This window comes from Nanohaloarchaea archaeon SW_7_43_1 (assembly GCA_003009795.1).
Classification (GTDB): domain Archaea; phylum Nanohalarchaeota; class Nanosalinia; order Nanosalinales; family Nanosalinaceae; genus SW-4-43-9.
On sequence record PXPE01000001.1, the window covers coordinates 866,351 to 889,981 of the forward strand.

At 42.5% G+C, this 23,631-nt stretch carries 29 protein-coding genes; 21 read left to right on the top strand and 8 right to left on the bottom strand.

What is annotated here, in order from left to right; all coding sequences use genetic code 11:
• Window position 1 precedes the first annotated feature (1 nt).
• The 5 genes from BRC29_05030 to BRC29_05050 are packed head-to-tail and all read left to right on the top strand — an operon-like array spanning window position 2 to window position 3,845.
• On the top strand, window positions 2-469 hold the full coding sequence (locus BRC29_05030; protein ID PSG99452.1) for a hypothetical protein: 468 nt from the start codon (window positions 2-4) through the stop codon (window positions 467-469).
• Window positions 470-1,225 (top strand): hypothetical protein, encoded by a 756-nt coding sequence (locus BRC29_05035; GenBank protein ID PSG99453.1) that lies wholly within the window; start codon window positions 470-472, stop codon window positions 1,223-1,225. It abuts the gene before it with no gap.
• 38 nt (window positions 1,226-1,263) lie between these two features.
• Window positions 1,264-2,232 carry an AAA family ATPase gene (locus BRC29_05040; GenBank protein PSG99454.1) on the top strand — a complete coding sequence of 323 codons (969 nt, stop codon included), beginning with the start codon at window positions 1,264-1,266 and terminating at the stop codon, window positions 2,230-2,232.
• Window positions 2,233-2,237: 5 nt separating this feature from the next.
• The gene (locus BRC29_05045) at window positions 2,238-3,098 is read left to right on the top strand and encodes a DUF58 domain-containing protein (GenBank protein ID PSG99455.1); all 861 of its coding nucleotides are present in this window, start codon (window positions 2,238-2,240) and stop codon (window positions 3,096-3,098) included.
• A gap of 6 nt (window positions 3,099-3,104) precedes the next feature.
• Window positions 3,105-3,845, top strand: a complete 741-nt coding sequence (locus BRC29_05050; protein ID PSG99456.1) for a hypothetical protein — start codon at window positions 3,105-3,107, stop codon at window positions 3,843-3,845.
• 4 nt (window positions 3,846-3,849) lie between these two features.
• On the opposite strand, the gene BRC29_05055 is transcribed toward BRC29_05050, so the two are convergent.
• From BRC29_05055 to BRC29_05065, 3 genes are read right to left on the bottom strand one after another with little or no spacing between them, the layout of a single operon-like run.
• Window positions 3,850-5,019: a hypothetical protein gene (locus BRC29_05055; protein ID PSG99457.1), complete on the bottom strand. Its 1,170-nt coding sequence runs from the start codon at window positions 5,017-5,019 to the stop codon at window positions 3,850-3,852.
• Between the two features lie 32 nt (window positions 5,020-5,051).
• Window positions 5,052-5,297 (bottom strand): hypothetical protein, encoded by a 246-nt coding sequence (locus BRC29_05060; protein PSG99458.1) that lies wholly within the window; start codon window positions 5,295-5,297, stop codon window positions 5,052-5,054.
• Window positions 5,287-5,514 carry a hypothetical protein gene (locus BRC29_05065; GenBank protein PSG99459.1) on the bottom strand — a complete coding sequence of 76 codons (228 nt, stop codon included), beginning with the start codon at window positions 5,512-5,514 and terminating at the stop codon, window positions 5,287-5,289. Before BRC29_05065 ends, BRC29_05060 begins: the two co-directional genes overlap by 11 nt.
• Window positions 5,515-5,604: 90 nt before the next feature.
• Here BRC29_05065 and BRC29_05070 point away from each other — a divergent pair, with 90 nt between their 5' ends.
• On the top strand, window positions 5,605-5,946 hold the full coding sequence (locus BRC29_05070) for a hypothetical protein (protein ID PSG99460.1): 342 nt from the start codon (window positions 5,605-5,607) through the stop codon (window positions 5,944-5,946).
• Window positions 5,947-6,135: 189 nt separating this feature from the next.
• The gene (locus BRC29_05075) at window positions 6,136-6,486 is read left to right on the top strand and encodes a hypothetical protein (GenBank protein ID PSG99461.1); all 351 of its coding nucleotides are present in this window, start codon (window positions 6,136-6,138) and stop codon (window positions 6,484-6,486) included.
• On the opposite strand, the gene BRC29_05080 is transcribed toward BRC29_05075, so the two are convergent.
• A complete protein-coding gene (locus tag BRC29_05080; GenBank protein ID PSG99462.1) occupies window positions 6,476-8,461 on the bottom strand; it encodes a hypothetical protein in 1,986 nt (661 codons plus the stop codon). The genes BRC29_05075 and BRC29_05080 overlap by 11 nt on opposite strands.
• A 239-nt stretch (window positions 8,462-8,700) precedes the next feature.
• Between BRC29_05080 and BRC29_05085 the strand changes: the two genes are divergently transcribed.
• Window positions 8,701-9,531: a phosphoesterase PA-phosphatase gene (locus tag BRC29_05085; GenBank protein PSG99463.1), complete on the top strand. Its 831-nt coding sequence runs from the start codon at window positions 8,701-8,703 to the stop codon at window positions 9,529-9,531.
• Between the two features lie 7 nt (window positions 9,532-9,538).
• Here the strand turns inward: BRC29_05085 and BRC29_05090 are convergent, their stop codons facing one another.
• From BRC29_05090 to BRC29_05100, 3 genes are all read right to left on the bottom strand, one after another.
• Complete coding sequence (locus tag BRC29_05090) at window positions 9,539-10,951, bottom strand: deoxyribodipyrimidine photo-lyase (GenBank protein PSG99464.1); 1,413 nt, start codon at window positions 10,949-10,951, stop codon at window positions 9,539-9,541.
• Between the two features lie 70 nt (window positions 10,952-11,021).
• Entirely contained in the window at window positions 11,022-11,681 is a 660-nt protein-coding gene (locus BRC29_05095; protein PSG99465.1) for a hypothetical protein, read from the bottom strand.
• 2 nt (window positions 11,682-11,683) lie between these two features.
• Window positions 11,684-13,114 (bottom strand): hypothetical protein, encoded by a 1,431-nt coding sequence (locus BRC29_05100; GenBank protein ID PSG99466.1) that lies wholly within the window; start codon window positions 13,112-13,114, stop codon window positions 11,684-11,686.
• 129 nt (window positions 13,115-13,243) lie between these two features.
• Between BRC29_05100 and BRC29_05105 the strand changes: the two genes are divergently transcribed.
• From BRC29_05105 to BRC29_05125, 5 genes are all read left to right on the top strand, one after another.
• Complete coding sequence (locus BRC29_05105; GenBank protein PSG99467.1) at window positions 13,244-13,618, top strand: 30S ribosomal protein S6e; 375 nt, start codon at window positions 13,244-13,246, stop codon at window positions 13,616-13,618.
• 6 nt (window positions 13,619-13,624) lie between these two features.
• Window positions 13,625-14,809 carry a translation initiation factor IF-2 subunit gamma gene (locus tag BRC29_05110; GenBank protein ID PSG99468.1) on the top strand — a complete coding sequence of 395 codons (1,185 nt, stop codon included), beginning with the start codon at window positions 13,625-13,627 and terminating at the stop codon, window positions 14,807-14,809.
• Between the two features lie 76 nt (window positions 14,810-14,885).
• The gene (locus BRC29_05115; protein PSG99469.1) at window positions 14,886-16,361 is read left to right on the top strand and encodes a hypothetical protein; all 1,476 of its coding nucleotides are present in this window, start codon (window positions 14,886-14,888) and stop codon (window positions 16,359-16,361) included.
• On the top strand, window positions 16,358-17,170 hold the full coding sequence (locus tag BRC29_05120; protein PSG99470.1) for a hypothetical protein: 813 nt from the start codon (window positions 16,358-16,360) through the stop codon (window positions 17,168-17,170). The genes BRC29_05115 and BRC29_05120 overlap by 4 nt, the downstream gene beginning before the upstream one ends.
• 4 nt (window positions 17,171-17,174) lie before the next feature.
• Window positions 17,175-18,059: a hypothetical protein gene (locus BRC29_05125; protein PSG99471.1), complete on the top strand. Its 885-nt coding sequence runs from the start codon at window positions 17,175-17,177 to the stop codon at window positions 18,057-18,059.
• On the opposite strand, the gene BRC29_05130 is transcribed toward BRC29_05125, so the two are convergent.
• A complete protein-coding gene (locus BRC29_05130; GenBank protein ID PSG99472.1) occupies window positions 18,060-18,995 on the bottom strand; it encodes a hypothetical protein in 936 nt (311 codons plus the stop codon).
• A 53-nt stretch (window positions 18,996-19,048) separates the two neighbouring features.
• On the opposite strand from BRC29_05130, the gene BRC29_05135 reads away from it, so the two are divergent.
• The 8 genes from BRC29_05135 (at window position 19,049) to BRC29_05170 (ending at window position 23,631) form a co-directional block, all read left to right on the top strand.
• The gene (locus BRC29_05135; protein PSG99473.1) at window positions 19,049-20,281 is read left to right on the top strand and encodes a hypothetical protein; all 1,233 of its coding nucleotides are present in this window, start codon (window positions 19,049-19,051) and stop codon (window positions 20,279-20,281) included.
• A 9-nt stretch (window positions 20,282-20,290) separates the two neighbouring features.
• The gene (locus tag BRC29_05140; GenBank protein ID PSG99474.1) at window positions 20,291-20,674 is read left to right on the top strand and encodes a hypothetical protein; all 384 of its coding nucleotides are present in this window, start codon (window positions 20,291-20,293) and stop codon (window positions 20,672-20,674) included.
• 63 nt (window positions 20,675-20,737) lie between these two features.
• The gene (locus BRC29_05145) at window positions 20,738-21,313 is read left to right on the top strand and encodes a DNA-directed RNA polymerase (protein PSG99475.1); all 576 of its coding nucleotides are present in this window, start codon (window positions 20,738-20,740) and stop codon (window positions 21,311-21,313) included.
• A 2-nt stretch (window positions 21,314-21,315) separates the two neighbouring features.
• Window positions 21,316-21,504 (top strand): DNA-directed RNA polymerase subunit E'', encoded by a 189-nt coding sequence (locus tag BRC29_05150; GenBank protein ID PSG99476.1) that lies wholly within the window; start codon window positions 21,316-21,318, stop codon window positions 21,502-21,504.
• A gap of 65 nt (window positions 21,505-21,569) precedes the next feature.
• Window positions 21,570-22,028, top strand: a complete 459-nt coding sequence (locus tag BRC29_05155) for a hypothetical protein (GenBank protein ID PSG99477.1) — start codon at window positions 21,570-21,572, stop codon at window positions 22,026-22,028.
• Between the two features lie 12 nt (window positions 22,029-22,040).
• Window positions 22,041-22,190, top strand: coding sequence for a 30S ribosomal protein S27ae (locus BRC29_05160; GenBank protein PSG99478.1), 150 nt, complete (start codon window positions 22,041-22,043; stop codon window positions 22,188-22,190).
• Between the two features lie 58 nt (window positions 22,191-22,248).
• Window positions 22,249-23,223, top strand: coding sequence for a UGMP family protein (locus tag BRC29_05165; GenBank protein ID PSG99479.1), 975 nt, complete (start codon window positions 22,249-22,251; stop codon window positions 23,221-23,223).
• Between the two features lie 72 nt (window positions 23,224-23,295).
• A complete protein-coding gene (locus tag BRC29_05170) occupies window positions 23,296-23,631 on the top strand; it encodes a hypothetical protein (protein PSG99480.1) in 336 nt (111 codons plus the stop codon).

Consider the following 23,631-nt stretch of genomic DNA (forward strand, 5'->3'; position numbering starts at 1 on the left):
GATGAAAACACCAATGCTGAAAAGAAGATTGAACCCGTTCCTGTTGGCCACGACTATACTTGTACTTTCAATTCTTGCCAGTCTTTCAGTTCTCTATCAGGGCCAACTCAGTAATATTTTACAGGAAAAAAACGATATTAGGCAAACACTTGAGGAAAGAAATCAGAAAATACAGGAGATGGAAAGCAAGAATGAAAACTTATCCGAAAAAGTTTCCTCACAAAAAGAAGATATACAGACCTACATAGACGACAACAGACTCCTGGAATCACAGATAGACAGTCTTAACTCTACCCTAAATTCGGTTGAATCACAGCTCAGGGAAGTGAAAGATGAGAGAAATGGAGCTCAGGATAAACTAGAAAGCATTAACGGAACCTTGGAACTTATTTGCAGTAATGAGAACAACACGGTAGAAGGGGGAGAAGCAAAGTGCGGGAGATGGGATCAAAGTTACGAGGGTTCATAGATGAGAGTTGAAAAGCTCTTTAACAGGCTTAAAAGAGAATTTCTAAAGGTTAACTTTCTACAAGCGTGTCTGGACTCCATTCTTTTCTTTCTTTCCGCTAATCTTGTACTGTTTCTGTTCTCTCTGCGATTTACCAGCGCCGGAAGAAACCTGGAGTATTTGATTCCTCTTGCAATTTTGATCTTTGCCTTTGATTTCTATTACCGTTCACATAAATACAACATCGAGATCTACGAGCAAAAAAATCCTGAACTCAGGGAGAGACTGAGAACAGCTAGAGACAATCTCGAGTCTAATAATATAGTTTCGCAAGCTCTTTTCGATGAAATACTCAATATCTCCCGATCTGTCAGCTCTGAAAGCATTATCCCCAGCAAGAGAATAATACAGAAAATGCTTGCAATCGGCATAATAAGTTTCATAACCGTTCTATCAGGTATTCTCAACTTCCAGATAATGGATCAAGGCGGAGAGATACTACCGGAGAACACTGATGAAATAATCAACCAGATAACACAGGAAGAGGATTCTTTTGAGATCAAAAACAGCTCGGAAGTATATGGTGAAGAACCTGATGTCAATGTAGATGGACTTATCAACTACAGCATAAAGGGAAGCGGAAGAGTAGAAGACACTGAAACAGGTTCAAGAGAAAGAGAGGGAGAAAACATCGTGATAGGAGAAACCTACTCAGGAATGGAAAGAAACCTAGAGCTAGCTAAAGAATACAGTCTTGCGGTAAAAGAATACCGATAGATTAACGGATTTAAACATCAAACATCCATTGAATAAATATGAAAATTCAGGCCAGTGATGATACCGGGAAGTACGAGAAAGCCAGTCAGAGACTCATCAAAGTAACGGAGGAAACCAGCGAAGTCATAGTTGGACAAGAAAATGTAATAGAAAATATTTTGATATCCATAATCTGTGATGGAAACGTTTTGCTTGAATCATATCCTGGACTGGGAAAAACCAAGACAGTAAGAACACTTTCCCACGTTCTCGGACTTAACTTCTCCAGGATTCAAAACACACCTGACCTGATGCCTTCAGACATAACAGGTACACACATCATCAACGAAAATGAGAAAGGAGAGAAAGAATTCGTATTCCAGGAAGGACCAATCTTCGCAAACATGATTCTAGCTGACGAGATCAACAGAGCAACACCAAAGACACAGTCAGCGCTTCTTGAAGCAATGGAAGAAACACAGGTTACAGTTGGAAACGAATCCTACCAGCTGGAAAAACCGTTCTTCCTGATGGCCACACAAAACCCTATAGACCAGGAAGGAACCTACCCCCTTCCAGAGGCACAGAAAGACCGGTTCATGATGAAACTGAAATTTGACTATCCAGAAAAAGGCAACGAAGAAAAAATTGTTGAAAGATTCACCTCGGAACTGGAATTTACTCCGCAACTTGAGAAGGTACTTTCCGAGTCTTCCCTCATCAAGCTTCAGGAGTTCGTTAGACAGGTACCGATTGCAGATGACATACAGGAGAGAGCTGTAAAAATTGTCTCGGAGACCCGAGACCATGAAGCATTAAACTACGGCGCCTCCCCAAGGGCTTCAATTGATCTTGTTCTAGCAGGGAAAGGTAGGGCACTGATACAAGGAAGAAACTATGTTTCCGCCCGAGACATAAACGAAATGGCGGCACCAATACTAAGACACCGAATGGGGTTAAATTTCAAGGCTGAGAAAGAGGGCAAAAATTCGGAAGACATTATTGAAGAGATAGTCGATAACGTCTAGGAACAATGATCGAAATCAATTTCATAGATGAACTTGACCGGTTCAACCTTGCTTTGAAGAAAAACTCAACGGAGATAAGAGAAGGGGAGCAATCGTCTAATTCAACAGGTCAAGGAATGATATTTGAGGAACACAAAAAATACCTGCCTGGTGACGACATCAGGAGAATAGACTGGAAAGCATACGCCCGGACGGACAACCTCTACGTTAAACGTTTTGAAGAAGAGAAAAACATAACGGTTCACATACTCATTGACCGAAGCAGCTCTATGAACTTCGGAAAAGAAGAAAAAAAATATGACTACGCATCAAAGATCGGTCTGGCGATGGCTTACATGGTAGCGAATACAAACGACCGATTCCGATTCTCTGTCTTCTCTGAGACAATTACAGACATTTCCTCAGCTAGAAAGAACCCGGATATGGGAGGCATGGTTGAAACACTGAATCAGCTTAGAAAAACACCTGAAAGCAAGGTTGAGAAATGCTTAACTGAATACAGCTCCCGGATAAAGAATAAATCCGTAGTCGTAGTAATATCTGATTTCCTGACCGAGTTAGATGAGATAGAATCGGGCCTAAACAGGTTAGAAAACAGCGACGTAATCCTTGTGAACACACTAGATATCGAGGAAATTAACCCAAGTATTGAAGGAGATAAAATCCTGAAGGACCCTGAATCGGACTCAGAGCTAAGAACCTATGTATCCAGAAAAACCAGGAGCAACTACAAGCAACAACTTCAACAACACATGCATAAGATAGAGGAAAAAACGGAAAAATACGGTGCAGAGTATATCCTGGCCTCAACCCAGGAAGATGTTTTCGAATCATTTCTAAAAGTATGGGGCGCCTTAAACGAATAACTGCCGATGAAAGTATTCAAATTTCAGATAGTTGATAGCCTCCCAGCAATTTACGACGAGAGAACGGATCTACTGGTAATATCTGATCTACATCTAGGTTTGGAAAAAACTATGACTGCTAAAGGCAACTACATTCCACAGAACCAGCTGGATATGATGAAAGAGGATATTAAAAAGGCAAAAGACGAGGAAGGAGCGGAAAGAATACTGATAAACGGAGACCTGAAAAACCAGTTCAAGACCTCTTACAGTGAGAATGAGGAGATAAAAGAACTTCTGAATTTCCTTGCCTTCAACTTCGAGGAAATAATAGTTGTAAAAGGAAATCACGATACATTCATGGATTCTGCACTGAAAGACAACGGTATAGAAATGAAAGAATACCATCTTGAAGACGGAATCTTATTCGTCCATGGGGACAGAGAGCTAGAAGATATTGGCGTAGAAGATGAGAAAAGTGTAGACGCTGTAGTTATCGGTCACGAACATCCAGCAATAACTTTGAAGGATGACATAGGCGTGAAGGAGAAGATACCGGCACTGCTTCATGGGAACCTAAATGAGGAGAGAAAACTAGTGGTTCTACCAGCTTTCTCCCGGATAGCGAACGGTACTAGTGTAAACGAGGTTCCGAAGAGAGAGTTGCTCTCCCCTGTACTAAAAAACTCTGATAAAAATGGGATGAAAGCTGTAGGAATCTCCCGTGAAGCCGGTTTACTTAAATTCCCGGAAATCTCAAAGCTGTAGATCACTACTGGAACCGGTAGCTAACAGCGAACAAAAGAAAGGCTACAAAAGCTGCTATCTGAAAGGAAAAAGCTATACCGCCGACAGAAGCCGCTGCTCCCGCCATTGTAGGACCTATTGCCTGTCCTGTATGCTTCGAGAACTCGAGGAATCCCGTCATCTCGCCCTCAACTTCATCAGGTACCTGAGAATCATAGAATGCATGGATAAGAGGTGAGATACCTGCCGCAAAAAGCCTTGCGATAAGAAAGAGTGCTCCAATCAGGTAAATACTGGATGTGAAACTCATCATAACAAGTATCGGAGCTAGCAGTACAGCAAGAGCAGAGACAACTTTAAGATCCCCAAGTTTATCTCCCAGATTTCCAAAGAATACCTGAAAAAGCTTTGGAAACGCAGCGACACCGAATATTATGCCCATCATCTCGTAGCTGGCGTTCAAGTCCTCCAAGAGGAATGGTACGGCCAGCCAGAAAAATGAGAAAATTATGGAATAAAGTAGTATCAAGACGAATGGTTTCTTTAAATCGTGCCAGTTCTCTTTGAGATGATGTTTTTCATCTCCATAAGTTTTCCTATAGAACAGCCCCTCTATAGATTCTATGAACCCTTTCCGGCCCTCAAGACCTATATACAGATAGAAAACAAGTGCGCCTAGCCAAGCTGAGAAAACCCAGAGAGCAAAGGTAAGACCGAATCCATGTGAAGCGATCAGGAAGCCTCCTAAAATCGGTCCTACAATCGCTGCAAGATTTACACCTAGAAGAAAAACAGAGTTCGATTCAGCCTCCGCATCAGTATCAGCGCTTTTCAGGGAAAGAGTCCAACCGCCGTTCCAGACCATTGATTTGACAAAACCCTCAAATACCTTACCAAAAACCAAAAATAGGGGAATGCCTGTAACATAAAGAAGACCAGGCATCAGATTCAGCAAAAGCCCGATGAAAATAACTATTTTCTCACCTGCTCTTTGAACAAGATTTCCTACCGGTATATCCATTAAAACCGGCACCGCCGCCGTTATAGAAGTCATTATACCGATTAAAAACACGCTGTCAATATGCATCTTGAAAAATAATGGCAGGAAAAACCAGACAGTGTTACTGCCGAAACGGCTCAGCAGGAAGATTACTGAAAGATACTTGGCCATATCTGGAACTCTGTCAAATCTCATAGCAGATAAAGCTGTCAGCTAGAATTTAAATCTCAGTAAGTCACAAATCCATCATTATCAGAACTGTTATCTTCGTTTTCTTCTTCCTCTTCTTCCTGCTCCTGCTTTCTTTCCTTTTCCGCAAACTCTTTCTTAGCCTTCTCCTTCAGTTCTTCATATCTCTTCTTGGCCATATCCTTGTCTTCGGTTCCAGCCTTCTCTTTCTTCAGCTTTCTATATCTTTTACCACTGTTGTCATCGGAACTATCCTTGGCAGCTTCCAGGAACTCATTTGCCATTCTTTCTTCCACCTCCAACAAAAGGAATATTTCTCATGACAGCAACCACGTCCTCAACGGTCTCAGCCGACCTCTCCATTGATCCAAGCGAGCTTTCTAGTTTCTGGATGGCCTCGTCAAGGTTTCTTAGCAACAGAAACGCGAACATCAGCAGCGCTATAAATATCAACTTCAAAACTACATCAAGTACCAAATCTAAGGTTTCAAGGCTTAACATGTGAAAACTTTGTCAGTGAACGATTTTATAATTAACTAAGATTTTGGAAACCATTATAAGCTTCTACAACCAAGAATTTACGTGATATAGATGGTAAAAGTACCAGAAGACACCGAAGTTTCAGACCTTCCTTTTACACACGCAAGAATCAAAAGAATGATCAGAAACCAGGCCAGCGAAGGACAGTACGTACGATCAGAAGTCTACTGCGGTCTAAACCTTCTACTGGGAGAGATAGCGGACGAGATAATCGACAGGATGATGAACACAGAATCCGCTTACGTTGAGAAATACGACCTGGACAGATCAGCCAGAAAATACGAGAGAGTGGAAAACATCATAAAGGAAAAAGAGAGAGCCTCGAGGAAACTCGATGCACTTGCATCAGACATAGAACACCTTTCCCGGGAAATCAACCAGGCGGACGAGTAAAAAAAGCCTAAACATTATTCCTCTCTATTTTTATTTTACAACCACATTCACAGAAATTTCACAAACTTAAATCCTGTCACTGAATTCAACTCTAAACTTTCCAAATAGGGACTGAGTGATGAACAACTACTGAATATCAGGATCGTAAAACCAAAGTAATTATAACGGTGTGATAATCCTTGTTTCAACATGAGGTTCGAATCCGAAGTAATCAGCGAGGAAATTATTCCTGCGGTAAGGAAGATTATTGCAGAAGAACTTCACCAGAGCTATGGTCATACACAAGAGGAGATCGCTGAAACAATGGGTTTGACACAACCAGCCGTCTCACAGTATTTGAAAGCAAAGAGAGCAGATTCATCCCTCGTCAAAGATCTGAAAGAAGACCCACAGACACAGCTATTGATCGAGGAAGCCGTCTCAAAAGCTGCAAGGAACAAAGATTTTGTCGATGAAATGGCTGAGGTAATTAAAACCGGTCGAGATAAAGGACTCTTTCAGGAGAAATTTGAGGGCGTTGAAAGAGTTTCTAATCCTTGAATCCATCCCACTCAAACTCTTCAGCATCCGGATCATTATTTAGAATCTCAGACAATTTCTCTTTAATAGCTCCTAAATCAATGCCTTCCGCATCAGTGTCGTCTGCAGTTTCCTCCAGTTTCTCTATATGTTCATCTACATCTATTATATCCTCTCTGTTCAAAACGAATATCGACCCAAGACCTACAAAAATCAAAGCTGCAAACCCTCCGAGAATCATCTTGAGTCTACGGCTTGACTGGTAATCATCCCTAACATTTTCATAGGTAGTCTTCGCCTTTGAGAAATCAGAATCAACACTACTCAAGTCCGAATTCGCTTTATAATACTCTCCAGCTTCAACTGCTTCTCTAGCCCCTTCAACATTTGATTTAAAGTCCGACATGTTCGAGGAGAGCTCTTTAGACTGTTCTTCCGAAATAGATCCTTCAAGCTCGGAGACATTAGCCTGAAGCGATTCAAGTTTCTCTTCATACTCGCTTAGAGTGGATTCAATATCCTGCTGTTGATCCTCGTTTGCCTCCACCCGGAGATCAAAGTCCTCTGAAGATTCAGGGCCCTTAGTTGAGACATCGACAGAATACTCTCCTATATCTTCTTCAGATGTCTCGACCTCAAAACCTTTAGTTATAGAGTCTCCTGGCTCTAATCCCGATACTGTTTCATTCTCTGAGATAAGATCAGATTCAATATTGAGGTTAACTGCCTCAATGTAGAAATCTCCTGTATTTTCCAAACTTACATCGAATTCGGTTGATTCTCCCGAGGTAACGTTAACTGACGTAGGAACGGTTAAAGAAACCTCAGGATCTCTATCGGGATAGTATTCAAAATTAAAGGTTTCTGTACTACTCCATCTGCTCGCTTCGTCCTGCGCTCTAATGTAAAGAGTGTGACTTCCTGATTCAAGATCACTAAGATCAGCAGTGAAATCTCCATCCGATACAGAGGTACCATCTCCAGTATTTGTGCCAACATCAAAGTAGTACTCAGCTCCATCTACCGAGGAAGCATCATCAAAGGCCGAATATTCCACATCAAAATTATCATTAAACGTGTTCAGACCTGTAGAGGAATCTAGTTCTGAGACTGTCGGCTTCTCAGCATCAAAAGCCACATCTCCGTACTCATAGGTCTTTGAGTTACCTGCCTCGTCCTCAATCTCTACCTTTACAGTTGCTGTGGTATCATAGTAATCATCGTCGCTGTCATCTAATGTACATGTCAACTCATTACTTCCGCTGCTAGCAGAATTAAACGTATTCGAATCAATATCATCGCCACCTACCACACAGGTTGCAGTTGTATCAGAAGTGGAGTCAGCACTTCCAAAATCAACATCTATATCAGTATCCTCATCGTAATCGACTACACTATTATCTTCCCCTTCAATATCTACCGATGGATTCTCATCACCATCATAAGAAGTATCCACTGTAAATGACCAAGAACCGGATTCAGTGTTCCCAGCATTGTCGACGATTGTGTAGTCAACTGTATAATCTCCCGAATTAAGACCCGAAAGACTTAGACTAGTTCCTTTCTTGCTGTCAACATCGTTCCCACCTGGGTCTGTGACGTTTATGTAGCTGTAATTTACTCCAGAATCACCAGTGTCCGACACCTGAATATCCACAGTGGGACTATCACCTGTAATCCCGGTCGGAGAATTATCATCCAGATTAGGTGTCTGACTATCGAAAATTATTCCTGTCCTATTTTCCTCATTTGCCGAGTTATTCGCCAGAATATCATATGTTCCATCTCCTTCCTCATCTAGGGTATAATTATAGTAACCTTTGTATTCATCTGTCACATTGTCTCCTAAAGTATAATTGGCTTCCTGTTCCCCCTTCACCCAGAAATCCACATAACTGTCATCACCTTCTGATACATTGAGTATAATATTGTTTGAATCAAAAATTTCTCCATCTTCAGAAGGATTCTCCCACGTCAGTCCTGCCGCGGTTCCCATTATAACCGTCAAGAGAATGAGTAATGTCCAAGGTTTGAGTCGGCCACGATTAATTGCTTATCACTATCAATCTATTCTCAGTGAGTGTTTAAGTAAATTTTTAGCTGAAAGCATAGAAAGTACTTCTACAGATAATCTTCATTGCTACCGTTATACCTGCTCTATCATCTTCTAATTCGATTTTTAGGGCCGTTAGAATAGAGCATTTAAATCTGTTTCAGTCATACGGTTTCTATAGGATGTATAGTGAAAACGTATTATTGTTTGCAAGCGGTCTTGTTGGAGCTATAATGGCCAGCCTAGTTTTATCGTTTTTCGTTGCCTTGAAAGAGCCTTTGAGGGAACTTCGTAATCATTTCAGCTTTAAAAATCTCAAAGTTATCGGTTATGCACTTATCGTGTCTAACATAGTGAACGTTTTCTCCTTTTTCCAGCCTATGCCGACGTTCACACCAATAATTTATTGGATTGAAGGTAGTTCTGTAGCTGTTTTCCAGTACTTCACTCATCCATTGCTTACCGTTTTCTTCATCTTCACATATCTGGTAGTTTACCCTGTTCTAATGGTTTTAACGTATTTCAAGCTGCATTCGCTTGATAATGGTTCTGAAATGAAGTATGTAGGTTCTTACATTTTACTAATCATTATATCCGCACCTTTCTTCTACCTTCTACCGGTCGAGGTCACGGGTTACTATCTCGCTGGAGTGGAACCTCTTCTCTATGAATTCCACCCTATTATCTATCAGGGAATCACAATCATTGATCCTCTAACGAAAGCTCTTCCTTCACTTCATACAGGTATGTCGGTTCTTGCAGCCATCTATGCGTTCAAATACACTAAAAACTACAGATGGCCGATCCTGGGAGCTACTTTAGCCGTTATAGTCTCTACTTTCTACTTAGGGGTTCATTGGTTTTCTGATGCATTGCTTGGATCTGTAATGGCATTCATGACATTCTACTTAGTTGACAGAGGTATAGTGACTTCGAAAAGAGTTCCAGACATAATTGTAGATAAGGTAAAAGAATTTGAAGAAAACACTCCGGTTCTTGATAGGAAAAATTAGAGAAAATTTAATCCCTTGCCTGTTCAAATCTCTCAGTTGATTTCTCCCTCATCTCATCGTGATCCACTATCGAATTAGGATAATCTTCACCTACCTCAACCCCAGAATCTTCTTGCTGCAGTTTATTCATCTTATGTGGCTCATGGATATGTTCGTCAGGAACATCCTGAAGCTCAGGAACCCATTTCCGTATATATTCCCCTTCTGGATCGTATTTCTCTCCCTGTGTCCAGGGATTGAAAACCCTGAAGTAAGGCTGTGAATCAGTCCCGATTGAGTAGGCCCATTGTATCCCACCGATCATTGATGAGAGTTCGGCATCAACGAACATCCTGGAGAAGTAATCGTGTAGATCTCTCCAATCAAGCCAGAGATCCTTGCATGCAAAAGATGTTACAACCATTCTCAGCCGGTTATGCATCCATCCGGTTTTTTTCAATTGTCTCATACCAGCATCAACAAATGGAAAACCTGTTCTTCCGTTGATAAACCGTTCCCAGTCTTCTTCAGCCTCTTCCTTTGATCTCCATTCAATACTTCTGAACTGTTCCTGCAGCGCTTTTTCTCCTGATTCAGGAAAGTTCCAAAGCATCTGAAAGTAAAAGTCTCGCCACGCTAGTTCCTCCTGCCAGGCCTCTATCCCTGAACCATCAGAGTCCGAGTCTCTGGCCTTAACCCTTTCAGTTTCCCAGAAAACTTCTCTTACAGAAACTGTTCCGAACTTGAGATGTGGCGAAAGCTTTGAGGTGGAGTCTTTCCAGGCATAGTCTCTGTTCTCATCATAACTCCAAATCTTTTCCTTGAATTCTTCAAGTCTCTGCTTTCCTCCCTCTCTGCCCGGATCCCATATCCATTTGGTTTGATCCGGCTTTTCAAATCCAAGATCTTCCAGAGAAGGAATTTTTTCCGACTCAATGTCCGGAACCGAGTATTCTTCAGGTTCCTGCGGTCTAGGTTTCTCACTGTCGAACCACTTATTCTTGTAATATGTATAGACTTTGTAGGGAGTTCCGGAGTTTGTTAGTATCTCCTCTTTCTCGAACATTACGATGTCCTTGAAGCTCTCTACTTCTAGGTCAAGTTCCCTAACTTCTTTACCTCTCTCCTTAGAATAGGGAGAGTAGTCCCTGTTAAAATATAGCTTATCAGCTGATTTTTCTTCAATTATTTTTTCTAGCTGTTCTAATGGAACTCCATTCCGGATTACGAGGTCTTTGCCATCGTTTTTCAGATTCTGTTTCAGCTTCTCCAGTGACTTGCGCCAGAACCGTACCCTAGGATAACCAAGTTCAGTTTCATCAAAATAATTTTTATCTACCACATAACACGGTATAATTTCATCGTGATGTTTCGAGGCTTCGACAAGAGCGGTGTTATCATACTCTCTCAGCGACCTTCTTAGCCATACGATAGCTGTCATACATTTACTATTATCTAAAGGTTTAAAGTGGTTTATTCCTCAAGCAGAACCAGGAAAAATTAGTGTCAGATTATTGGTTCTGAAAGTAATTGTCAAGTTTCTTTTTCTGGCCTTCCGGGCCTATAAGAACAAGTTCGTCTCCTTCATCAAGCTGAATGTTTACATCCTTGGAGATTGTCTTATCTCCCTGCATAACGGTAACAATCTTGTACCTGTCCGGGAATGATTTATCATCTCGGAGTTCTTTAGCAGTTCTTTCAGATAGAGATGAATCCTCCTCAATTTTAGCCTTCAAGATTTTCCTGCCTTCTGATATGTTGGCAAGTTTAACCAAGTAAGGATGCTCAACAGCACTCAAAAACTCTGATAAAAGCAAGTCGGTGTGTGCAACTGTCTCAGCCCCTATTATATCGAAAGCCTCAAGATATTCATCATCTTCAACCCGGGTAACTACCTTGGAAACACCAAATTTCTTTGAAAGGGAACATACAACCATGTTTTCATTGTCGTCCGGTAATGCAGATATTACGACATCAGCTTTGCTTATACCAGCGTCCTCAAGCGCTCTTATTGTTCCTGGTGATTTATTGATTACTGTTGCACCGGAAGATGCATAAAGCCTCTCGCATTCGCTCTCGTCTTCATCAATAACCACTACATCATGCCTGTCTTCTAGAGACTTGACCAGTTTTCTTCCAATAGTGGTGATCCCTGCTACAACTACGTACATAATTATGAGTCTTTGAAAAGCTCCGTATTAAAAATTGCGAGCACCGGAAGCATCTCAAGTCTTCCAGCCAACATCACCACAATCCACAGAATTTTTGTAGCAGGTTCAAGAGCCATCATACTTTGCTGCATGTAAACCGGACCCATATTACCGGCAGCAGAGACCGTACCCGACAACCCAGCCATCAATCCAACATCCTCAACGAAAATAACTACAAGTGTTGAAATAAATACTACTGAAACCCACGTGAAAAATAGTACAGATATAGTCCGGACAGCAGAATCCTCCAAAAGCTCCCCATCAATTTTAACCTCATTAATAGCAGACTCAGGTAAACTGAAGGCACGGAGCCGGGTTTTAAGAAGTTCAATCATGGTTTTCAATCTGAAGATTTTCCATCCTCCAGCAGTTGAACCTAATGACCCACCAACAAACATCAAACCTATGAAAACAACCTGTAGAAGTATTGATAACGACATTATACCCATTGTCGAATAACCGGTAGATGATATTACAGCAGCGGACTGGAAAAATCCATCAATCAGCGATCTCTGGAATCCGATCCCACTGAAAACAAGTTCTAAAGCCGTCATAGCTCCAATAAGAGCGAAAATAAGTGCATACAAACGGAACTCTGAGCTCCTTATCATAGGTCCAAGATCGGATCTCAAGAACCGGTACAGAAGAACGAAGTTTATACCGCCGATAAACATGAGCAGTATCGTCATCATTTGAATTGTGTTTCCATATGCAGCTAGACTTGATCCCTGAATCGAGAACCCTCCGGTTGATATACCTGAGAATGCATGTAGAAACGAATCAAAGACCGGCATGCCAAGACCAATGTAGACAGCAACAAATACCGCTGTCAGAAAACCATAAACTCTCCAAAGGTCTATTATCGATTTCTCAAGAGATGGGCGAATAGACCCCGAATCGGTTTTGTGAGCTTCTGCAGAGTAAAGCCTTCTGGCTACACCCCCTGACTCTCTAATAACCGCTATAAAGAAAGTCAGGATACCAAGACCTCCTAACCACTGCATGAAAGACCTCCAGAAAAGAATAGAATGGGAAAGATTCTGGGGCTTAGAAAACATTGAAATCCCTGTAGTTGTCAGACCAGCTGTCGCCTCAAAAAGTGCATCAATAATACTTACGTCAAACACTAGGAATGGTATCGCCCCATAACATAGAGCCAGAAACCATCCAAGAACAGTTGAGAACATCGCCTCTTTTACGGAAGGTGATTCGCGTAAACCTATCCTCTCCAGTACAGCTCCTGTCGTAACACACATTATAGCTGAGAAGATAAAACCAGACAGCATAAAGAGACTTTCATCGTAGTAAAGGCCGACAAAGACAGGGGCTATGAGCAAGTAGCCAAATATCTGGAGAAAGCTTCCTATAAGCTGGAAAGATACCCTGGTTCTCATGTAACCGGGTTGCCTATGATTGAATAAAAAATCTCGTAGAATGTGGAACCGGTTTTAAAACTTGGACACGGTTATGGTAATGCTCGGAACCCTGTCGGTTAACCATCAGGCGACTGAGGTGACTAAATTATGAAAATTACAGTTGGAGACTCAAACGGACAAACACATCAGATCGAGACAGAGGAAAAACCACAGCTATATGGAGACCAGATTGGGGAAGAATTCGACGGCGGCATCGTCGGTCTGGAAGGATACACACTAGAGATTACAGGAGGAACTGACAGACAGGGATTCCCTATGAGAGAATCCATCGAAGGCACAGAAAGACAGAGAATTCTACTTGAAAACGGTTCAGGGATTAGAGAGGACGAAGACGGAGTCAGGAGAAGAAAATCTGTCCGAGGTAATACTGTAAGCGGAGAGATCGAACAATTGAACACCATTGTGATTGAAGAAGGCTCCAAATCAGTTGATGAACTTCTAAATGAAGAAGACGAAGAATAAACTGTTATGACAGAAGAAATACCAGAAGTCAACATAGGTCTTGTAGGTCACGTAGACCACGGAAAGACCACGCTGACCAACGCTCTCACAGGTAAGTGGACTGACAAACATTCCGAAGAGTTGAAGAAAGGTATTACCATCAAGCTTGGATATGCAGATGTATCCTATTATCAGGACGAAGACGGTTTCAATGTGGACGGGAAAGGTGAGCATGTTAGAACTATCTCACTTGTAGATTCTCCAGGCCACGAAACACTAATGGCTAATGTTCTCTCCGGAGCAGCTATAATGGATGGCGCCATTCTTCTTGTAGCAGCTGACGAGGAAGTACCACAACCCCAGACCCGAGAACATCTTGCAGCACTTGACATAATCGGGATAGAAAACATTGTCGTTGTACAGAACAAGATTGACAAAGTCTCAAAAGAGGAGTCAAAAGAAAATTACCGTCAGATCAAAGAATTTCTGGAAGGGTCTGTAGCTGAAGATGCGCCAATAATACCTATCTCAGCACAGCAAGAAGTAAACATTGACGCACTCACCAAAACCGTAGAAGAAGAAATTCCGACACCAGAAAGAGATACAGAATCAGAACCGAAAATGCTTATAGCAAGATCATTCGATATCAACAAGCCCGGCACCGATATAAACAAAATAAAGGGAAGTGTTTTAGGTGGAAGCCTGGTAAAAGGAAAGCTGAAGGAAGGAGAGAAAATAGAGATAAGACCCGGTGTGAGAGAAGACGGTAAATGGAACAGCGTTGAGACAGAAATAGAGACAATTCTCCACGGAGGAGAACCTGTAGAAGAAGGAACACCTGGAGGACTTCTCGCAGTTGAGACCTCACTCGATCCAGCGCTATCGAAATCAGATGGGTTAGCAGGAAACGTTTTAGGAAAGAAAGGAGAAGTACCGGAAACCACCAGCAAAGTTAAGATAGATGTAGAGCTTATGGAGGAACTCGTCGGCTCAGATGAAGGAGAGGAAATCGAAAACATAAAGAAGGGTGAGCCACTGATGATCAATGTTGGTACAGGAAAATCAGCCGGAGCCGTCACAGGTCTTGGAAAAACTGTTGAGATAGATCTTAAGATGCCGATCTGTGCCGAGGAAGGCGACCGTGTTGCACTTTCCCGGCAGATAGGCTCTCGTTGGCGGCTAATCGGACACGGCAAGGTTACATCAACCTAAAACCTTCAAGCAGTCTTTTAAACCGAGAACTCAAAATAAGACATTATAGAGGGGAAATGTTCTGGTACTAGATCTGATGAACTCGGGGGATCCACTCGTAAGTGTGGGATTAGCACTTTTAGTACTGGTATTCGGTCATCTAGGAGTAAAAGTACTCAGCATGGCGGTTAGAAGATTCTGGACTCTCCGTGAGGAAGAACTTACACAGAAGGAAATAGAACAAAGAAATGAGGCTCTAAGATATTCAACTTATGCACTTGACGCCGGTATAATTATAGTAGCACTTCTATATCTCAACACAGGAGTAAAGACAGGAATAGTGCAGTCACTGATAGATTTTGTACCACAGATGATATCGGCCATTTTAATAGTGATACTCGGATTCTTGGCCATTAACATTACAACCAAAGCCGGCTCTGACTTCATCAAAAAGGTCGGAGTACATATGTATTTCCGGGAAATAGGGCTTTCGAAAAGCGCCTTAAAACTTTTCGCAGGAATTTTCAAGGCTTTCTTATACCTGCTTCTACTGCAGATATCCTTTACTCAGCTTGGAATAGGAACCGCATTTGTTGACGAACTTATTAGGGCTTCTTCATGGGCAGCAGCATTCCTAATCGCAGGATTACTTTTCTACGGCTTCAAGGATTTATTCCAGAACTATGCATCAGGAATATATCTGAAAAACTCCAGAGTCGCTAACCCTGGCGAAGAGATAGACCTTGACGGTGAGAAAGCAAAAATACGTAACGTATCACTTTTCAGCACTGTGATGGATACACAATCAGGTCGAACAGTTCTATCGCCAAACAACAAACTCATGAAATCAAACATGTCCGTCAAAAGGACTCAGAGCGATATCGAAACTCTTGAAGACATTAAAAACTACTTTATAGCTGAGAAACCTAAACTAGCCAGCGCAGCATCAGTTGTGATGGCCCTGGAAATATTTGGCTTCCGAGCCCAGCAGGAGGATATAGCAGATGAAAACAAAACGGACTCCCACGAAGATATCGGAGAAGCAGTGGAAAAACTGACAGATAACGAGGTCAAGACCGGTTTTATAGAGCATGATAACGTGACAGATCTCGGAGCCGAGCTAAAAACCTGGTTCAACGATAACGGCCTGGTAATTGCAGAGGTAAACAGAGAAAAACTTCTTTCAAACTCTGAAAGCTCCCATCAAGTTCTCTGCCTTGGTGTTGAAGAAAACGAGATACTGATCGCAGATCCTGCAGCCAAAGACGGAGGCGTATATTATGTGGATAAAGAAAAAATGTATGAAGCAATGAAAAATACCGGACAACCCGGTTATACTGTAATAGCACCTGAAGGAACGACGGCTTTCTGGAGGATCGAAAATGATCTCATCTACTCCGACAGAAGCTATTATGATGAACTATCAAAGACCCTTGAATCACGTCTTACAAGGATAATGAGACAAGGAAGAGTTCTGAAAAACAGTATGCCGGAACCTGTCTCAGACTATATGGAAAAATGGGAAAAGGAAGGTGACGTGACACGCCTTTGGTCCCCTGAAGAGGAGGAATGATAGCTATCCGGTTACTCACCATTTCTCATGAGGAAGTAACAGGATTCGATGATTTTTTCGACCAAGTTAAGGATATTGATGTGGCAAGAGTATCGCCACAAGTAGTAGACGGAGAAGCTCGGTTAAGAATAGAGGATGAACCCATTGGAAACTTCGACGCAGTATTCACGGATATACCCGCTAAAAATGCTGTTTTCGGACGAGTTCTACTCGAAACGATAGAGGAGAAAGATATACCTGTAGATAATTATTCCACAGCATACTTCACCGCAGCCAAAAAAAACTACCTGTACTACGTTCTAACTAAGAGAGGTATAGAGTCACCAACCACCATTTCAGTGGCAGCAGAAAAAGCAGTCAGAAATATTGACAAGCATCTGGAATTCCCTATTATAGGTAAAAAACTCGAAGATCTTGAGGAAACAGAGAAAAGAAAAATCGATAGCAAAGAAGAAATCAAAAGCTTCTCAGACGGAATCGAATACGAGGAAGACGTACTTCTATTCCAAGAGTTGAACGAAGGAGAAAAGTATCGATGTCTATTCATTGAGGGAGAGGTGATATCCCTGAAGGAGGGCTCTGATGGCTGGGAGTTCACTGGCAAAAATCTGAAATACTGTAATCTGGATAACTCACAGAAAGAACTCGTCAGAGAAGCCTGTGAGTCCGTAGGACTAAGGATCACAGAAGTACTGATAAGAGGAAGTGAAATATACGATATCAATCCTAATCCTGACCTTGAGCTTTACTCCGAAAAAGCCGGTAAAAACGCTTTCTCAGCAGTAGCCAAAACTCTCAAAGAGGATTAAAACCATGAAAATAGCGATAATATACGGAGATGTATCCACAAAACACCAGATGATAATGGAGAAAGCGGAGGATATCTTTGAATCAGTACTCGCCGCGCCGATAGATGGAATAAAGTTTTTCCACTCACCGGAAGATCAGAAAGTTCTATACAAAGACATAGACCTAACAGAATACGATGCAGTGTATATCCGTACGGACGATCGAGATATGATGTTCGCCGAACATCTCTCCGAAGCTTTGAATGAGGAAGATGTCGTGACACAGGCCCAAAATGATACCTATGCCTATGAATCAAACAAATTCTACAGTATGAAAGTACTGGCTGAAAACGGTATAGGAGTACCCAACAGCGTATACACACTTTCCCCTGAAGTAGCTGTAAGTGCTGCCAAGGAACTCGGATACCCTGTTATAATGAAAACCGTGAAAGGAGTCGGCGGCGAAGGAGTTATGAGAGCTTCAAGCGAAAGCGAGCTGAAACCTGTTATGGATACCATGAAATCCTTTGAACAGGAGATATGCCTTCAAGAGTTCAAGGAACACGGCGGAACTGATACACGGATAATAGTTATAGGAGATGAAATCATGGCTTACTCCCGATCAAGCGACGACGATTGGCGGTCCAATATCTCAGGTGGAGGGGAAAGAGTTGAGGCACATATGGATGAAGAAATGAAAAAAGCAGCTCGGAAAGCAGCAGGTGTAACAGGATTCGATATCTGTGGATGTGATGTTATAGAAGGTAATGGCGAACCATTCATACTTGAAATCAACGGCTCCTTCGGCCTCAGTAAGGAAATGAACCAGATAATTGGAGTTGACGTTGCGATGAGACTTGTTAGTAGGATGCATGAAAGAGCTCTACAGAAAAAGAGAAAAGAAAAATAATTACCGAATCATTTCCAGCAGCGTTTCAACCACTTTCTCCATCAACGGCTCCTTCCATTCTCTAACCTCCGGATCATCATAGAACACAAGACCCGGTTTCGAATTCATCTCAAGAATCCACGGTCTATCTTCCTCATCAAATATGAAGTCAATAGCATAAACACGGTTACCCAGACTGCTGAAAACATCTTCAACCTCATCAATCACCGGATAAACAGCTTCAGGGATATTCTCAAGCTCTACATTATGCATTGTTCCTCCCCGAGAAACATTGCTGATCAAACCCTCATCAGGCGTTCTGACAAAGCTCGTTGATTCCTCACCATTTACGATAATAACTCTGAGATCGTGTACGCCATCAATTTCAAGCTCCGGTATGCCGCCGGAGGAGTCCACAAATCTCTGGACAAGCAGATCGTCCCCAGCTTCAAACTTCTCTATACTATCAATTATTCTTACTCCTTCACCGCCAAAATCATATCTCGGTTTCAAAACTACTTTCTCAAACCGTTCCAGCATCTCCAAAACGTTTTCCCGGGTTGCCTCTCTGACCTCTGGAACACTCTCCGAGAACTTCTCGTATGTAAGCATTTTGTCCTTACATATCTCCTCCAGTTCGTAGTTATTGAGGACCGGAAGATCCTCGTGCATCTTCTCTTTGATCGGAACGGTTTCATCGCCAAACTTGAACTTGTCAAAGATACCATCAATTGAGACATTCTCGACCTTCTCCCAACCTCCATCGCTGAACCGATAAGCTTTCTCCATCTCACCATCTGAATACCAGGAGAAGTTACCAACCAGTGTTTCACCACCTTTCTCCTCAGCTATCTCGGAGAAAACCACGTAGCTTGAGTTCACGTAATCTTTCTTGAAGGGATTATTGCCATCCCAATCAACCTCGCTGTCCCATAAAACTGCAACCTTCGAACCCATGAACAATTCTCATCAAACAACAGTTTTGAATCTTGTAGTCAATGTGTTTCATTATGCAGCCTTCTCTAGAAAAGCTGAAGGAAATAATAGAAAATGGCAGGAAGACAAAAATAGAATTCAACAGAGAACAGCTTCTGGAAGAACTCACCGGCACTGTACATTTGCTACTGGAGAGAACACAGTGGTTCAGGACCATAAAGATAGAAAACAAAGAGCAGGAACTGAAACGGTTCAAAGATGCTAGAAAGAAGGATAGAGATTTTAAACCTGAATTCGAATTCCAGGAGTTTCCCTACAGCAGAGAAACTCTCCTTGAAATCCTTGAGGAATGCAGAGCCGGGACAGATGAAATCGCCGGGCAGCATCTGGAAAGTTACGGGGCCGAAGAACTAACACCGGAAGACCTGCAGGAACTCTTTACAGGTATACTAGACGAAATAGAGCTTTACATCAAGCTAGCCTCAAACATAGATAACGAGGAAAATTGGAGAAATTACTCGGAAGAAATATGGCCAATGGTAGATCAAGAAACCGCTGGAAGCTCAAAGCAGGAACTGAAACAGATAGAAAAAGGAAAGCTAAGAGAAACACTAACTCCTGAACAAGTCAAGAGAATGTTCGAACAGGAGATCGCACGACTGGGAATGAACTACGGCGTGGAGACAAGAAAAACAGCTGGATGTTTCAACTCGCCTGAAGAGAAGACAGTAGTAGTTGCAGAAGGAGAAAAAAGGGAGAGAATGTACTCGAAAGAGGAGGCCGAAATGGTCACAGTACACGAACTTTTCCACGCTGTAAGAGCTTACAACGGTTTTAAAGCAGGAGAGGAGTCGGGATTCTCGGAGATACTCGGTCTTCACACACCTTTCTACGATAGAGCTGAAGAAGGAGGTGCACTTTACAGGGAGAAAGCCACCGGAACCATGTACGATAACAAGGAGTTTGACTACCATCTCCGTTTAATCGCTGCGTATAAGCTTTCTCAGTCAGACGATTTCAAGAAAGAATTCAGCAGTATAGCTGAAGAACTAATACAGCTAGGGGGAACGGAGGGAAGAGCACTCAATCTTCTCGCCAGAAACCGCGAAGCCCTAAGACACCACATCTACCTAAGCGGATACCATGACTGGAAAGAAATAGAAAATAAGGAAAAAATGCTTCTAGGCAAAGTTAACAAGTCATGGGCAGACAGGCTATGGAAAGAAATTGAAGCAGAAGGTATGCTCCGGGAGCCTGAAATTGGAGAGGAAAAACTGTTTGATTTCACCTTTAAAGATTCAGAATAATTCACTGGTATGGAAAGCAAAATCCTGCTTGATACAAACTTTCTAACAGCACCATTCCAGTTCTCATTCGACATATTTGAAGAACTAGAAAGACTCTACCCACACTGCAGCATTTATACCATTGATGATGCAGTTCAGGAAGCCAGAAGCATCAAAGGAGGTAAATATGGCGGCCTTGTTGAGCAACTGATTGACAAGAAGGATATAGAAGTACTTGAGACAGAGGGAGGCGGAGAAGTTGACGACCTCATAGTCGATATCTCTGACAAATTCATCGTGGCGACAAACGACAAAGAACTGAAACAAAGACTGCTGGAAAACTCAAGACCGGTTATAATCATACGAACCGGCGATCATCTTGAAGTTAAGAACGGTCGAGCCCAGAATCTATGAACAACAAAACCCAGTTCCAATTTAAAACTTGCGTCAAACTTTCTATCTGTTAAAAGGGATAATATGTACAAAAAACTGACAATCCAGGATCAGGTAAGAGTTCCCCCACAGCATCTCGGAGAAGACGTAGAGGAAAGTGTCAAAGCAGGACTCGCCGAGGAAGTTGAGGGAACAATCAACTCGGAAATCGGAGTAATAATCGGAGTTGAAAACGTAGAATCTATCGAAGGCGGAGAAATAGAGCCAGAAGATGCAGGAGTTTTCTACGATGTTGAATACAACGCGATGGTCTATGAGCCAGAGCTACACGAAGTAGTGTTCGGAGAAGTTGTAGACATTACAGAGTTCGGAGCATTCATCCGAATCGGAGCTTTCGACGGTCTCTGCCACGTATCACAGATCATGGACGAATATGTTAACCTGGATGAGGAGCAATCAATGCTAGTCTCCGAAGAAGAACAGTCCACACTCGAAGTCGGAGACACGGTCACATCAAGAATAATCGCTGTATCACTTGAAAAACAGGATACCAACAAGATTAACCTGACAATGAGACAGCCAGGACTTGGAAAAGACGAATGGATCGAACTTTACGAGGAAGAACAAGAGGAAGAAGACGAAGAACAGGAGGAAGAATAATTATGGCGGAGAAAGCATGCAAACAGTGTAACAGGATTGTCGAAGATGCAACAGAGTGTCCTGTATGCAAAAACAACGATCTATCGGAATCATGGAGCGGACTGGTAGTGATCTATGATTCGGAAGGTTCAGATATAGCTGAACGACTTGAAATCCAGACACCCGGAAAATACGCAATTCGAACGAGGTAAATCATACTATGTACGAAATTCAAAGAATTTCCGGACATCGAAAAGATCACGAAGGTGATCTCTAAATGGAAGCTCAAATAGCATCTGTAAGAGAGAATCCTCTACTTGACAGAAGAGAGATAGAAGTAAAACTAGATCATGGAGGAGAATCTACTCCTTCTACGGAAGATATCAAAAGCCGTGTAGCAGCAGAAAATGATCTTGACACAGAAAAGATAGAGGTGCAGAAAGTCTACACAGGTAACGGAGAGAACACGTCTGTCAGCAGACTCAAGATCTACGAGGAATTTGAGTATAACGAAGAACTTGAAGAAAATCCTGAAGAAGAACAGACAGCAGATGAAAAGGTGGAGGAAACAGAAGTAACAGAAGAATACGAGAACATTGTATCAGGAACAATCACAGAAGCCAAGGACGCACTTGGAGACATGGAAGAAACTGACTACGAAGCAGCACTTCAGGCAGAGAAAGACAACAAAGACAGGAAAACCCTCAAAGAATGGCTTGAAGGCCAGATGAAGTAAAAGGTGAGTTAAATGGCGAAACACGCACAGGTCAAGAGATGGGAGAAGTACAGCGAAGACGGAGAAACAGATGTAGAAAAATGCCCAAGATGCAGCAGCTTCCTAGCAGAACACGAAGACCGGAAAAGCTGCGGCAAATGCGGCTACACCAAGCACGAATGAGCTGGAACAACTGTTCTAGCATCCAATTTTTAACATTTCCAGCTACTACTTCTTTCATATGAAGATCCTCGGAATCGAATCCACCGCCCATACACTGGGTGCAGGAATTGTCAGTGAAGAAGAGATACTGGCGAACCAGAGATCAATGTTCGAACCAGATGAGGGTGGCATCCATCCGAGAAAAGCCGCCGAACACCATTACCAGCATGCACTGGAAATACTGAATAATGCTTTGCAGGAAGCTGATCTTGAAGCCGGGGAACTTGACGGAATTGCTTTCTCACAGGGTCCGGGTATACCGCAGTGCCTTGATGTTGGAGCGGTAATGGCGAGAAGCCTTTCACTGAGATATGACTTAGAGCTTGTTGGTGTCAACCACTGCCTGGCACATATTTCAATCGGGAAAAGGACCACAGAAGCGGAAAAACCGGCCACTCTCTACGTTTCTGGAGGAAACTCACAGGTAATAGAATATCGAAGCGGTCGGTATAGAATAATAGGTGAGACCCTGGATATCGCGTTAGGAAATGCTCTGGACAAGCTGGCGCGGGAGATGGGCTATCCGCATCCTGGCGGACCGGAAATAGAGAAGCTAGCTGAGAAAACGGATGAAATAATTGATATCTCCTATCCGATCAAAGGAATGGATTTCTCATTCTCTGGGCTTGTAACGGAATGTGAGAGGAAGATTGGAAAGAAAGATGATAAAACAATAGCGAACTCTTTCCAGGAACATGCATACTCTGCAGTGGTTGAAGCACTGGAACGGGCGATGGCTCAGGAGAACAGCGATGAAGCTCTATTGACAGGCGGGGTGGCGATGAACTCCCGGCTCAGAGAGATGGTGGAGAAGATGTGCGAGCAGCGAGATGCAGAGGCCTACTTCCCGCCCCCAGAATACTGTATGGACAACGGCACCATGATCGCACACCAGGGCATGATAGAGCTTAAAGCAGATATAGAAACAAATATAGAAAATTCAGGTAAAAAATCAAACTGGAGGCCGGACGAGGTAGAAGTTACATGGCTGTAGGAAAATAAGCTTTTCAAGCCTTTCTCAGGTCTTAAAGAGAATTTTTTAGAATATCGACGACATAATCATCCTATGGTGACTCGGAAAACTGCCGCTATTGCCGTATCTATCATTCTTCTACTTGTTATAGCACTGGGATTAGGGGTTCCTTTAGCGAATTCAGCAACATCCAATCCTGAACCGTATATAACAGAAAAGAGCTGTAGTATGTATAACACTTGCCAAGAACCACAGAGGTGTTTCCATGTATCTGAATCCTACGGCAGTGATGCAAGGTGTGTTGAACCAGGATACGCTGAAAACTACTGCGGAATATTTGAACTAACCGCAGTGAAAGCATCATTACCAGCAGAAGCGACGTGCAGCCAAAACATCATCGGCGGCATCTTTTTGAATATCCTTCCGTGA